Annotated in this window: 14 protein-coding genes; 7 read left to right on the top strand and 7 right to left on the bottom strand. The window is 64.5% G+C overall.

All coding sequences use genetic code 11. The annotated features are described in order from the left end of the window. Positions 1–6: 6 nt before the first annotated feature. The 3 genes from J1M87_RS15055 to J1M87_RS15045 form a co-directional block, all read right to left on the bottom strand. On the bottom strand, positions 7–1,383 hold the full coding sequence (locus J1M87_RS15055; protein WP_241256961.1) for an MFS transporter: 1,377 nt from the start codon (positions 1,381–1,383) through the stop codon (positions 7–9). Between the two features lie 118 nt (positions 1,384–1,501). Beyond that, positions 1,502–2,905 carry a HAMP domain-containing sensor histidine kinase gene (locus tag J1M87_RS15050; RefSeq protein ID WP_206490195.1) on the bottom strand — a complete coding sequence of 468 codons (1,404 nt, stop codon included), beginning with the start codon at positions 2,903–2,905 and terminating at the stop codon, positions 1,502–1,504. Between the two features lies 1 nt (position 2,906). Beyond that, the gene (locus J1M87_RS15045; protein WP_206490625.1) at positions 2,907–3,566 is read right to left on the bottom strand and encodes a response regulator transcription factor; all 660 of its coding nucleotides are present in this window, start codon (positions 3,564–3,566) and stop codon (positions 2,907–2,909) included. 331 nt (positions 3,567–3,897) lie between these two features. Between J1M87_RS15045 and J1M87_RS15040 the strand changes: the two genes are divergently transcribed. From J1M87_RS15040 to J1M87_RS29295, 4 genes are all read left to right on the top strand, one after another. Further along, on the top strand, positions 3,898–5,397 hold the full coding sequence (locus J1M87_RS15040) for a GMC family oxidoreductase (RefSeq protein ID WP_206490194.1): 1,500 nt from the start codon (positions 3,898–3,900) through the stop codon (positions 5,395–5,397). Positions 5,398–5,510: 113 nt separating this feature from the next. After that, positions 5,511–6,794 carry a competence/damage-inducible protein A gene (locus J1M87_RS15035; RefSeq protein WP_206490193.1) on the top strand — a complete coding sequence of 428 codons (1,284 nt, stop codon included), beginning with the start codon at positions 5,511–5,513 and terminating at the stop codon, positions 6,792–6,794. Between the two features lie 72 nt (positions 6,795–6,866). Beyond that, positions 6,867–7,466, top strand: coding sequence for a sulfite oxidase-like oxidoreductase (locus tag J1M87_RS15030; RefSeq protein WP_206490192.1), 600 nt, complete (start codon positions 6,867–6,869; stop codon positions 7,464–7,466). 7 nt (positions 7,467–7,473) lie between these two features. Continuing rightward, complete coding sequence (locus J1M87_RS29295) at positions 7,474–8,220, top strand: ferredoxin reductase (protein WP_374222396.1); 747 nt, start codon at positions 7,474–7,476, stop codon at positions 8,218–8,220. Between the two features lie 12 nt (positions 8,221–8,232). Here the strand turns inward: J1M87_RS29295 and J1M87_RS15020 are convergent, their stop codons facing one another. The 3 genes from J1M87_RS15020 to J1M87_RS15010 all read right to left on the bottom strand — a co-directional run bounded on the left by J1M87_RS15020 (position 8,233) and on the right by J1M87_RS15010 (position 10,319). Further along, on the bottom strand, positions 8,233–9,570 hold the full coding sequence (locus tag J1M87_RS15020) for an alpha/beta hydrolase fold domain-containing protein (RefSeq protein ID WP_206490190.1): 1,338 nt from the start codon (positions 9,568–9,570) through the stop codon (positions 8,233–8,235). A gap of 47 nt (positions 9,571–9,617) precedes the next feature. Next, positions 9,618–9,785, bottom strand: a complete 168-nt coding sequence (locus J1M87_RS15015; protein ID WP_206490189.1) for a hypothetical protein — start codon at positions 9,783–9,785, stop codon at positions 9,618–9,620. 135 nt (positions 9,786–9,920) lie between these two features. After that, complete coding sequence (locus J1M87_RS15010) at positions 9,921–10,319, bottom strand: cyclase family protein (protein WP_374222389.1); 399 nt, start codon at positions 10,317–10,319, stop codon at positions 9,921–9,923. Here J1M87_RS15010 and J1M87_RS15005 point away from each other — a divergent pair. Next, positions 10,253–10,702 carry a LysR substrate-binding domain-containing protein gene (locus tag J1M87_RS15005; protein ID WP_206490675.1) on the top strand — a complete coding sequence of 150 codons (450 nt, stop codon included), beginning with the start codon at positions 10,253–10,255 and terminating at the stop codon, positions 10,700–10,702. The genes J1M87_RS15010 and J1M87_RS15005 overlap by 67 nt on opposite strands. A 55-nt stretch (positions 10,703–10,757) precedes the next feature. Here J1M87_RS15005 and J1M87_RS15000 read toward each other — a convergent pair whose 3' ends face one another. Next, positions 10,758–11,231 (bottom strand): MarR family winged helix-turn-helix transcriptional regulator, encoded by a 474-nt coding sequence (locus tag J1M87_RS15000; protein WP_206490188.1) that lies wholly within the window; start codon positions 11,229–11,231, stop codon positions 10,758–10,760. A gap of 66 nt (positions 11,232–11,297) precedes the next feature. On the opposite strand from J1M87_RS15000, the gene J1M87_RS14995 reads away from it, so the two are divergent. Together J1M87_RS14995 and J1M87_RS14990 are read left to right on the top strand one after the other, a co-directional pair. Then, positions 11,298–11,825: a phenolic acid decarboxylase gene (locus tag J1M87_RS14995; RefSeq protein WP_206490187.1), complete on the top strand. Its 528-nt coding sequence runs from the start codon at positions 11,298–11,300 to the stop codon at positions 11,823–11,825. Position 11,826: 1 nt separating this feature from the next. After that, a complete protein-coding gene (locus J1M87_RS14990) occupies positions 11,827–12,657 on the top strand; it encodes an alpha/beta hydrolase (RefSeq protein WP_206490186.1) in 831 nt (276 codons plus the stop codon). Positions 12,658–12,718: the final 61 nt, after the last annotated feature.

Below are 12,718 nucleotides of genomic sequence, written 5' to 3'. Positions count from 1 at the left end.
GTCACCCTATGGCGTCACGGTTCGCTCGAACGCTCGGCCCTGCTCCCGGTCCAGCTCGGTTTCCGCCTTGTTCCGCAGAACGAAGATGTAGACCAGGAGCGAGACGGTGATCACGACCGTCACGTAGAGGATGAACCACGGAACATTCCCACCGTTCTTCGCCGCCTGGTAGATCAACGGCGCGGTACCACCGAACGCCGAGTTGGCGAGGGCGTATCCCAGACCGACTCCGAGTGCGCGCACGTGTGAGGGGAACAGTTCTGCTTTGACGATCGCGTTGATCGAGGTGTAGCCGGTGAGGATCACGTAACCCACGCATACCAGCGCGAGCGACTGCACCACCGAGGTCGCCGTCGGCAGGAACGTGATGAGCACGTAGGTGTACAGCACGCCGCCGATGCCGAAGAAGATCAGCAGCGGCTTACGGCCGACCTTGTCGCTGATGAGTCCGCCGATGGGCTGCAACAGCATCAAGAAGACGAGACCGAAGAGGTTGATCCACGTACCGGTCATCCCACGGTCCTCGTATGCGGTCTTGATCATCGAAGGAGCGTTGACGCTGTAGGTGTAGAACGCGATGGTGCCGCCTGCGGTCACCAGGAAGCAGATCAGCAGCGCACGGCCGTGATTGCGGACGAGTTCTTTCACCGATCCCGAGGACTTGTCGGCGCCACTGCGCACCGCGTCCAGTTGATCCTTCGTCAGCGATTCGTCCATGCTTCGACGCAGCCAGAAGACGACCACTGCCGCGACGCCGCCGATGAAGAAGGCTATGCGCCAACCGAAGTCCTCGATCTGCTCACGATCGAGGACCGTCTGCATCAGCAACAGGGTCACCTGCGCGAGAACGTGCCCGCCGATGAGCGTGACGTACTGGAACGACGAGAAGAATCCCCGACGCTCACGGGTGGCTGCCTCGGACATGTACGTGGCCGACGCGCCGTATTCACCGCCGGTGGCGAAGCCTTGGACCAGACGACCCAGGACGAGGATCACCGCCGCCCACACGCCGATGCTCTCCCGGCCCGGAGTCAACGCGATGACCAGTGAGCAAGCGGCCATCAGCGAGACACTGAACGTCAGTGCGGCGCGGCGACCGTTCCGGTCGGCGTAGCGTCCGAAGAACCACGAGCCGACCGGACGCATCAGGAATGTGACCGCGAAGATCGCGTAGACGTAGATCGTCGAATTCTTGTCCGCGGAATCGAAGAACTGGTTCTCGAAGTACGTGGCGAAGACGGTGTAGACGTACACGTCGTACCACTCGACGAGATTGCCCGACGAACCCCGCAACGTGTTGAACACGGCACGACGAGTTGCGGCGGGAGACGAGACCGTTGGGATCGGTGACGATCCAGCGGTCGAAGTGGCCCCGTTGGCCATGGGCAGATCCTTCCAGTGGTGCCGTTGGTCGCCGGGAGTCGAACAGCGACCTGAGTCCACCTACTGTGACCGCAAGCACAACCTGGAACCAAGCCATTTCGGATTTCCTAACACTCCCTTAGGAAACTATTCGCGGCACGTGCAGCTCGACCCGCAATCCCGACGGTCTACCCGCACTGACCTGCAGACGTCCGCCTGCACGTTCGGTCAGCGCGTGCACGATCGACAAGCCGAGGCCGGTACCGCCGCCCTGCGCACTCGAGGCACGAAAGAACCGGTTCACGACCTTGGGGAGCTCGTCGGCCGGGACGCCCGGTCCGGTATCGGCCACCCAGATCGTGATGGCGGTCGCACTCGCTCGGTGGCCGATCTCGACGGACGAGCCGCTGCCGGAGTATTTCGTCGCATTGCTCAGCAGCGCGTCGAGAATCCGAATCAGGTCGTCCTCAGGCAGGGCGACGAGGAGTCGTTCGGCCCCATCGGGCCCTTCGACATGCGCCACCATACCTGCCACAGCGATTGTGCTGGACCAGAATTCGACGCGATCGGCAATGGTCGCACCCACATCACACGCGGTTGCGTCCTGATTCGATGGCGTCTCGGCAGCGGCAAGAACGAGGAGGTCTTCGACGACGGCGCTGAGGCGGTCGACTTCCTGCGTGGTCCTGAGGTGAGATTCTGCCGCTGCATCGGGCACCCGCATCCCCAACACGTCCAGTCGAATTCTCAGTGCCGCCAATGGATTACGTAGCGCATGGGCGGTATCGGCAACCAGCCTCCGCTGCGCGGCCGTGGCCGACTCGACGTCGCCGGCCATGGCCTCGAACGCGCTGGAGAGCTCGCGCACTTCCGGTGGACCGAGATAGGCGGTATGCATCTGCGATGGGGCAGCAGCATCTGCCGGTAGTCGATCGTGGAACTTGTCTCCGAACGACTGAACCCGCGAGGACAGAGCCGTCAGTGGACGAACAACCCAGCGCGACAACGCAACAGCGATCCCGACGACGGTCACCAGAATCAGCAGCGCACCGCCGGCAATGATCATCCATGCGATCGCGACATCCGTGCGAGCGCTGTCGGTCGATGCTTCTATGACCACCGCGCCGTCCACCTGCGTTCCCCCGCCGACCGGAGCCGCGATCAACACCGAGGACCGGGACCACGGCATCACACTGGACGGCAGATTCCCGCGTTGATTGCGCAGAGCGCCGGCTACGGCCTGCTGCACGTCGGATCGCTCCACATCCAGACCCGACTCCGCACGGACTCGACCGGCACGATCGACAACGACGATCCCCTCGTCGTACAGGTTGTCGTAGCGCTGCGCCGACTGTCGAATACGAGCTGCGCCGGACTCGTCCTCCCGCGAGCTGAGCTCGGCGAAGTAGGTTGCGGCGGCCGCTCGGTTCTCGCCGAACCGTTGGGCACGTTCGCGACCGACCAACACGGCCAACGGCACCGACAGGGCAAGTACGACGACGGTGGAGTAGATCATCAGCACCACCAGGACACGGCGTCGCATCTCAGATGTCCCAGCGGTAACCGAAGCCGCGGATGGTGACGATGGCACCCGGACGATCGAGCTTGGATCGCAACGATGTCATGTGCACATCGAGCGTCCGTGAGATCGCGACGTAGGCGTTTCCCCAGATGGCGTCCATCAGTTGCTCTCGGCTGACCGCTTCACCGCGCCTCGTCACCAGATGAGCCAGCAGGTCGAACTCCTTGGTTGTCAGCGAAACATCGCGACCGTCGACCTCGATTCCCCGACCGACCAGATCGACGACGATGTCACCGAGAACCAGCCGGTCGGCACCGGTGTCGTTCGTCGCGCTCCGACGTCGCGCGGCGACTTCGAGTCGAGCGTGCAACTCTCCCAACCGGGCCGGTTTGACGACGTAATCGTCCGCGCCGCCGCGGAGCGCTCGCACCACCGAACGTTCGTCGTCCCGCGCAGTCAGCACCACCACCGGAACCGAACTCAAGGTCCTCAGTTTGCGCAGCACCTCCAGCCCGTCCATGTCCGGCAGGCCGAGATCGAGTAGGACGACATCCATCTCGTGATAGCCGACCAGCACGTCGGCACCACGGCGCATGCGGACAGGTGAGTGCCCCACCTCGGTCAACGCATCCACCAACGCGTCGCCGACTCCGTCGTCGTCTTCCACCAGCGCTATCCGCATCGACCTCAACATAGGCCACGATCGTGGTTCGGTGAGCGCGCACCTGGGCTGAAATCGGCGCGAACCGGCACTCCTCGGGTACGGCTCGGCCTCCGATAACACGAATCGGCATTCCTGGTGTCCAATTTCCGACGCAGCCGAATAAGGGTTTCTGTACAGGCGAGTAGGTAAGACCCTATGTTCGGTCGCCCGCAGCGCCGGTAGCTTCAGGACACCGACAAGGGCGTCGCGCTGCACTTCATCGCCGTATCGGCACGTATGCCGACGGCTTTCTCTTTCGACGTGGATTCGACGTGCCGTGGTGCCGCGTCAACCAGACAAGGATGACCTCATGTCAAGCAATCGCTCCGACTTCTTGGTACTCGGCTCGGGAACCGCGGGCTCGATCATCACCCGTCGGCTCCTGGATGCGGGCCACACCGTGACGCTCGTCGAGGCAGGCGGGCTCGACACCAATCCCGCCATTCACGACCTCTCCCGGGTCGGCGAACTCTGGCTGGGCCCGGAGGACTGGGGCTATTTCTCGTCTCCACAGGAACGCGCCCTCGGCCGCCGCTTGCACGTCCCCCGCGGAAAAGTCGTCGGCGGATCGAATCAGCTCAACGGCACGATCTGGGTGCACGGAACTGCTTGGGACTACGACCAGTGGGCGTCGGCAGGCAACACCGGTTGGGACTGGGAGTCGGTTGCACCACTGTTCAAGCGTCTCGAACGCCACGGCGCAGACGGATTGATGGACGTGGTCGAACCCCCGCTCTCACCTGTTCAACAGGCGATCGTCGATGCGGCCGTCGCGTGGGGAATGCCCAACAACACCGACTACAACCACGGCGGCCAAGAGGGGGTGTCGCGGATGAAGTTGAATCTTGCCGGTGGAAAGAGACAGTCGACGTGGGCAGCCTATCTTCGGCCAGTACTCGATCATCCGAACCTGACGCTCGCACTGGGCTCGACCATCGATTCGCTGATCGTGGCCGACGGCACCGCGGTGGGCGTGCGAATCATCGTGGAATCCGAAGTGCGTGAGCTCCATGCGAGCACGATCGTCTTGTCCAGCGGAGCACTGGGATCCCCAGCGATTCTGTTGCGCAGTGGAATCGGTCCGGCTGCCGAGCTGGAGAAGCTCGACATCGACGTGCTCGTCGACTCCCCCGGTGTCGGGAAGAACCTGCAGGATCATTTCCTGGTGCCCGTCGTCTTCGGCACCACACGACCTGTCGACCCACCGACACCGTTTCATCCGGTGACCCAGACACACTGGTTCTGGAAGAGCGACCCGTCACTTCCAGTGCCGGACACCCAGCCGATCAACTTCAGTGTCCCGATGTACTACGACGAAGCAATGACCGGACCGCAATCCGGTTTCACCCTGCACGCCGGCCTCATTCGTCCGCACAGCACCGGAACCGTCACCCTGGCTTCGACGGACCCGACTGCAGATCCGACCATCGATTTCAACCTGTTCGACGACCCACGAGACATGGCTGCATTGGTCTATTCCGTGCGGCAGTGCCGAGAGGTCGGCCGGCAGGCTCCACTCGCACAGGACTGGGGTGCCTACGACGTCCTTCCTGGACCCGAGGTCTCCGATGACGATCACGCACTCGAGCAGTGGATCCGGCGCGCGGTCAACACGTATCACCACCAGGCCGGTACGTGCCGGATGGGTACGGACAGCCGCGCCGTCGTGGGGCCGGATCTGCGTCTGCACGGGCTCGACAATCTCGTGATCGCCGATGCGTCGGTGATGCCCTCGGTCACTACCGGCAATACCAATGCCCCCACGGCAATGATCGCCGAGCGGGCGGCGGAGCTGATCTTGTCGGCCTGAATCCTCCTTACGCGTCGATGCCGGTGCTGCCTGCGGGCCTGGGCGAGCGCGACCGGGCCTGCGCGGATGTCGCCGGTGGCCACCGGCGCACGCCTGATCAGTAAGGTCGAAGGATGACTGTGCGAGCAGGTGTGGTGGTGACAGGAACCGAGGTTCTGGCCGGTCGGGTCACCGACCGGAACGGTCCGTGGGTCGCTCGGGCACTTCTCGAAACGGGCGTCGACGTTGCCCACATCACCGTGTGCGGGGATCGGCCGGAGGATCTGACTGCCCAGGTCAGGTTTCTGGCCGATCAACGCGTCGACTTGATCGTCACCACAGGAGGTTTGGGTCCGACCGCCGACGACCTCACCGCCTCGACCGTCGCCGCGCTGTACGGTCGGGATCTGATTCTGGATGCCGAGTTGGAGAACCGGATCCACGCGATCGTGCGGCGCTGGCGAAGCCGAATGAGTTCCGCAGCCGATTCCGAGCCGCTACGCGCGGGCATCAGAAAGCAGGCAATGGTTCCGCAAGGCGCGCAGTCAATTTCGCCGACCGGGACCGCACCCGGGATCGCGATACCGGCCGACCACTCCAGGTCACTGCCCGCCGTCCTGATCTTGCCCGGGCCGCCTCGCGAACTACAGGCGATGTGGCCGGAGGCCCTCGACACTGCACCCGTCGCCGAAGTCCTCGCCCGCCGTACGCAGGTACGTCAGGACACCATTCGCGGTTATCGACTGTCCGAGGCCGATCTCGCCGCGACGCTGCGAACCGCAGAGCGCGAGATCGCCGGGTTCGCCGAGCTCGAGATCACCACCTGCCTGAGCCTCGGCGAGCTCGAGATGGTGACTCGTTACGCCGAATCGGCGAGAACCGCTTACACGGAACTCGAACGACTCATCAACACAACCCATGGTGCACAGGTCTTTTCGACCGATGGCTCCACCATCGACGACATAGTTGCGCACCGATTGTCCGGGCATCGAATCGCCACGGCAGAATCGTGCACCGGGGGGATGATCGCCGCACGTCTCACCGATCGCGCAGGCTCGTCGGCGTATGTCATCGGGGCCGTGGTGTCCTACGCCAACGAGGCCAAGACCGGACTTCTCGATGTCCCCGCCGAGGTCATCGATCGACACGGAGCCGTCAGCGAGCCGGTTGCGGCGCTCATGGCCGAGGGCGCACTCGAGCGGCTGAACGTCGACATCGCGGTATCGACCAGCGGCGTCGCGGGTCCGGGCGGCGGCACCGAGGCCAAGCCGGTCGGGACCGTCTGTTTCGCCGTCGCCGTCACGGGCCGCCCCACCATCACCCGCACGCTTCATCTTCCCGGCGACCGGGCAAGTGTGCGTGCACTGTCCACCACCGCGGCGATGCATATGCTCGCCGACGCGTTGGAGGCCCGCTGAACGCTGCGACTGCGTCGAACCCCGTGGGCCGACCTTGTCAGACTCCCGGCGACGAGAGCACAATTCGACACCATGGCATTGATCTCGAAGGGCTTCGTGGGCCGCCGGCGGGGCGACGACGGGCGCACTCCCCCCGGCCAGTATCTGACCAAGGACTTCCCGGTCCTCGCGATCGGGCCCGCACCCGTGGTCGCGACCGACGCGTGGTCGTTCTCGGTCAGCACCGAACGGGGCGAGACTCGCAGCTGGACCTGGGACGAATTCGCAGCTCTTCCGCACGAGACTCCGACCGTCGACATCCACTGTGTCACCAAGTGGTCGAAGCTCGACACCACCTGGAAGGGCGTGAGCCTGGACGTTCTGCTCGACGGTCTCGACACCGATGCCGGCTACGTGGTGGTGCACGGGTTCGACGGCTACACCACCAACCTCCCCTTGGAGGACCTCAGGAATGGGAAGGCCTGGTTGGTCACCGAGTTCGACGGCGCTCCGCTGGCTCGCGAACACGGTGGCCCGGCAAGGCTTCTGGTTCCCCATCTGTATTTCTGGAAATCGGCGAAGTGGATCTCACGCATCGAACTGACCCTGGAGAACGAACAGGGCTTCTGGGAGCGCGGTGGATACCACGACTACGGAGATCCCTGGCGCGAGCAGCGCTACCAGGGCGACTGACGTGGCCGTGACGGCCGGGGCGAAACCCTGGCTCGTTGCCACGGTGGCGACCGTGCGACGTGAGACCCCCACCGCATCCACCCTCGTTCTCGACGTCGACGGTTGGCCGGGCCATCTCGCCGGGCAGCACGTGGACGTCAAGCTCACCGCCGAGGACGGTTACAGCGCACAGCGAAGCTACTCCGTGGCCTCGGCCCCCGACGGCACCTCGCGCATCGAGATCGCGGTGCAGAATGTCGCCGACGGGGAGGTGTCGCCGTACCTCGTCGAGGCCGTCGAGGTTGGCGATCGCATCGAAATCCGCGGTCCGGTAGGGCGTTGGTTCGTCTGGCGGCCGTCCCGGCCCTCCGAGACACCCTCTCCGCCGATCCTGTTGGTGGGTGGGGGTTCCGGCATCGTCCCGCTGCGCGCAATGGTGCGCGCGCAGGCGTCCGCGACGGGCGGACGGGTGCCGTTCCGGGTGCTGTACTCCGTACGCGAGCCTGCCGAGGTCTACTACTCGGACGAGTGGGCTCACCCTCCCGCCGGTGTGGACGTCACGATGATCCACACGCGGCGGGCTCCGGCAGGCAACGCGCGGCCCCTCGGCCGCATCACGATCGAGGACCTCGACGCCCACGGATGGCCGGCAGAATTCGAGCCGCGATGCTACGTCTGCGGTCCTACGAGCTTCGTCGATACCGTGGCCGACATGCTGGTGGCGCGCGGTCACGCGGCTGGGAACATTCGAACCGAGCGTTTCGGACCGAGTTGAGGCAGCGGTGGATCAGACGATGCCGCGGAGAAACTCGATCTCGAGGCGGCGGTAATCGTCGGTCCACCGTGAATCCACCGACATGAAGGAATGGTCGAGTCTCGCCTCGTTCTTGCTGTACAGATTCAGCCGATTCTCGACTCCCACCCTGTCCAGCTTCGCGCTCAGTTCGGCTGCCTGGTCAGGGAAGGTCCCGGTGTTGCCATCGGAGATGAAACTCGGTGGAAAGTCTGCTGTGACATTGCCGATCACGTTCGCCTGCGCCAGCACTGCCGGGTCGGTGGTGTCGAGGTAGCTGCGGGCGGAAATGTCGAAGAAGAAGCCGTTGGACGGGCTCGGTGATTGTGGGGCTCCCGCTCTACCGACATCGAGCGCGGCGCTCTCGAACACGAGCGCCTTCAAGGCACTGCGATTCATGGTGGGTTCGATACCCAGTGCTCGTGCGTACTCGGGGTTGGTCTGCACAGTGGCGTAATTGCCCACGATGTGGCCACCCGCACTGGTTCCGGCGAGCACGACGCGGCTCATGTCGAGGCCGTACCGATCGGCATTCGCCTCGAGAAACCGCATGGCCTGCCCCAGTTGTATTGTCTGCGTAGGGAAACGGAACTTCGGCGCGAACGCGTAGTTCACCGACACCACGTTGTAACCGGCGTCCAGCATGGGCCCGGCCCACGACGCACCCTCGGAATCTGCACTGGGGGCACCGTCCGTTTTGTCCCCTACTATCCAGCCGCCACCGTGGACCGTGACGTACGTCGGCCGACTCACCGACCGATTCTCGTCGGCGATATAGATGTCGAGGAACGAATTCGGAAGCGCCGAGCCGTATTCGACGTCGTTGGTCAGAACCGCGCCGTCGACCACCGACGTCGATGTCGGGGCGTCGGGCTCGAACGAGTTACTGTTCCCCAACGCCTGGAGCGATCGAACCAGCGGTGCCGGATCGGCTGCCACGCCGATGATCACGACCGAGACCACCGTCGCAATCGCCGCTGCGACGCCGGCCGGGATCGCGGTAGCAGCTCTACGGGCGGAGACCGCCGAACGTCCTGCCCACACCGAGGCGAGCACGAAGAAGCCGAACGCAATCGTTGCGGCCAAGGTCGTGACCCACAGGGTGTGCATGCCCGTCACCAGCCATGCCACCTGAGTGACGACAGCGACGGTGCCGAGCGATACGCCAACGGCTGCACGCTTTCCCGCTGAGGACGAGCGCACGAGAGATATCCCTACCACCGCTACGGCGATGACCCACAATCCCACCGCCAGCTGCTGACGGATGAGGAGGAACTCGAGCCACGCCAGCACCACGCTGACGCCGCCCGTCACTGCGAGCGCAACGGTCACGGTTCTCGTCCGCCGACCGCTTCCGCTTTCGGCACCTGCATGCACCATCACTGCGCCGACGCGTGACGTTGCCGGTGCAGTTCACGAACGGCGTCGCCGAACTCGGCCACCGGACCCTCCACCGCGATGCCCGGCACGACCTGTTCCATGGGCGACGGTGTGATCATCAGTGGTGCAGCACCGAATTCTTCGAGCCACGTGATCGCAGGTTTCACGCCTCGAACGTACCGGGTGGACCGAGGACGACTGTGGGCGCGGGCGAATCCGGCGACCGCCGCCGTCAGCGACGTCCAGTGCGGATCCGAACTATCGGTGCCACATCTGGTTCACGGTCCGAGCCGTCAGCGTGCCTACACGTCCATGATGGCAACTGCGCGCGTCCACCCCGCCGAGGCAGCTTGGATTTTCACCGGGAAGCAGGAGACTTCGAATCCCGTGTCGGGTAGCTGTTCGAGTCCGTTGAGCTTTTCCAGGTGGCAGTATCCGATGTCGTGTCCGACGCGATGCCCTTCCCAGATGACGGACGGGTCGTGTTCTTCGGCGAACCGGGCTGCGGTGTGCACGAAGGGCGCATCCCAGCTCCAGGCGTCGGTGCCGGTCACGCGGACCCCCCTCTCGAGCAGGTAGAGGGTGGCGTCTCGTCCCATGCCGCAACCGGATTCGACGTCGGGTCGAGCACGTGATGGGAATCGATCGGTACGCCGTGGTTCCGGTCGAATCGGACCTCGCGGGCGCAACTCATTTGACACCCGATGATCTCGGCGACCGACCGTGTATCGAACCGGTCGGACAACCCGGCCTCGCTGCCTGGGCTGCAGGCAGCTATCCGCGATACGGGGTTCGGGTGCGCTCGCCGCTGAATATTCCATCGGCAGTGGCCATGTCGGGGACTGTCGGGGTGTACGCCGAGCCCGCACGGCGCTACCTTCCCAATCCCGACGTCCGATACATCGAACTCGACGGCCCGCAGGCGATCATCGCTCTCGCTTCTCGACCGGAGGGTCACCGGGAAAGTGTGGACGCGTTTCGCCGAGCGGTCCAGGCCGCGAGTGCACTGGAGGCATTGGCGGGCACGACTGGTCAGGACGAGGACACGCCGTCGGTTCAGTTCACTGCAGTGCCGCCGCGGTGACTTCTCACCCGATTCGATGCGCGATCGACGTCGGCTGCATCGGCCGAAACGACTCTCACCGAGACTCGCCGGTTTCCAGTTTCGCGCGGATGTGCCCGAGCAACGGAACGGCGTCACGCAAGGTGCGTTGCTGAGCGTGCGTCAGGTCGCCGAGTATGTCCACGAGTAGCCCTTCCGCCGCGATGTCGTAGACCCGAAGTTGTTCTCGCGCAAGATCGGTGAGGCCGACGCGCATGCTTCGCGCATCCGATTCGTCGGGTCGGCGAGCGACGAGGCCGTCCGACTCCATGGTTCGGACGAGGTTGCTGATCGTGGGACGAGCCAACCCCAGCTGACGCCCGAGCACAGTCGGGCCCTCCCACTTGTCCGGGAAGAGCCTTCGCAGGATCTCGATCTGCGCGTCGGGCAAGGCTTTGAGTCCGGCGCGCGAGCGGGAGGAGTTGAGCAGTACGCGCCGGAAGGGTCCTATCTCCTCGCTCAGGCGGCGGGCGATATCGGCAAGGCCGGCTGTGCTGTCGGAATCGTCCACCGAGCCAGACTACTCAGTCTCATATTTAGGTTTGCAACAAACGCATTTCTCGGCGATCATGGAGTCATGAGCATTCACACCAGCGTTGCCGACCCCGCCCCCGAACAGGCCCTGGATTCGATCGTCGGCCATCGATTCATCTACACCTACGCCAACGGGTGGCAGTACGAGATGTACGTCAAGAACGCCACCACCATCGACTACCGAATTCACTCCGGAATGGTCGGGGGCCGATGGGTCAAGGGACAGGAAGTCGACCTCGTCGCACTCGGCCGCGGCGTTTACAAGATCTCGTGGAACGAGCCCACCGGCACGAGCGTCGTGGTGAATGTCGTTCCCGAGGACCGCGTTGTGCACGGCACCATCTTCTTCCCTCACTGGGTGGAACTCGACGGATCCAGAACCGTCCTGTTCCAGAACGACCACCTCGACGAGATGCGCCGGTTCCGCGATCGAGGCCCCACCTATCCGATCTATGTAGTTCCCGAGTTCGCGCACATCACGCTGTTCGAGTTCGTGGGAATCGACGACGACACCGTCGTCGACACCGCGCCCGCCGACCTTCCGGCAGGCTTCGCCGACCGGAGCAACTGAGATGAACATCCAGAACCCTCGCATGGCCCCGGTGTCGATCTCCCACGGCGGTCAGCTGATTCGCGGCAACGAGTACCGGCCGGCCGTGGTCGAAGACGCAGCACCGTCCGTTCTGATCGTGCACGGCTTCGGCGAGTCCAGCATCGGACCACAACGGCTCTTCGTTCAGATCGCCCGACGCCTCGCCGGGGCGGGAGCGGTCGTCCGCGCCTACGACCGTCTCGGGCAAGGAGTGAGCGACGGCGAGTTTCAGGACATCACCCTGCGCGACGAGGTCGAGCAGGTCTCGACCATGATCCGCGCGTTCGCTGCCGACCGATACGCGCCGGTTCACGTCGTCGCTCACAGCCTCGGTGCAGTGGAAGCAGCAATGGCAGCCGCGACCGCCCCCGAACATGTCGCCGGCCTCACCCTGTGGTCACCTGCAGGCGTGGTCGTCGACGACATCGCCGTCAAGCACGAGATCCAAGGCCGGCCTCTCGATTCCGTCGCGCAGAACGGCGGCTTCGATTTCGGTGGCATGTGGCTCGGACAAGCATTCTTCGATGACATCTGCAATGACCTCGACGTGTACACGGCGGCGGCCGGATACGACGGCCCCGTCGACATCGTCCACGGCGACGCAGACCAGATCGTGCCGCTCCGGTACGGACGCCGCTACGCAGAGTTGTTGCCGCGAGCGACATTCACAGCGATCGCCGGTGCAGACCACTCCTGGTCATCGCTCGTGTGGCGGGATGAACTCCTCACGCGACTGCTGTCGTTCGTGGGTCTACCGAGCGACCAGATGTGGCGCTCGGGTACCGGTCACGAGCGAACGGCGACGCCGTAACAGGGTGCCCGCGTCCCACCGCGGGGTTGCGCGAGACGAGGCCACCCGCACTCCAGCCCAT

This window comes from Rhodococcus sp. KRD162 (assembly GCF_017168335.1).
Classification (GTDB): domain Bacteria; phylum Actinomycetota; class Actinomycetes; order Mycobacteriales; family Mycobacteriaceae; genus Rhodococcoides.
Note: the sequence above shows the minus strand (reverse complement) of the source record. Positions and strands in the feature narration are given on the sequence as shown.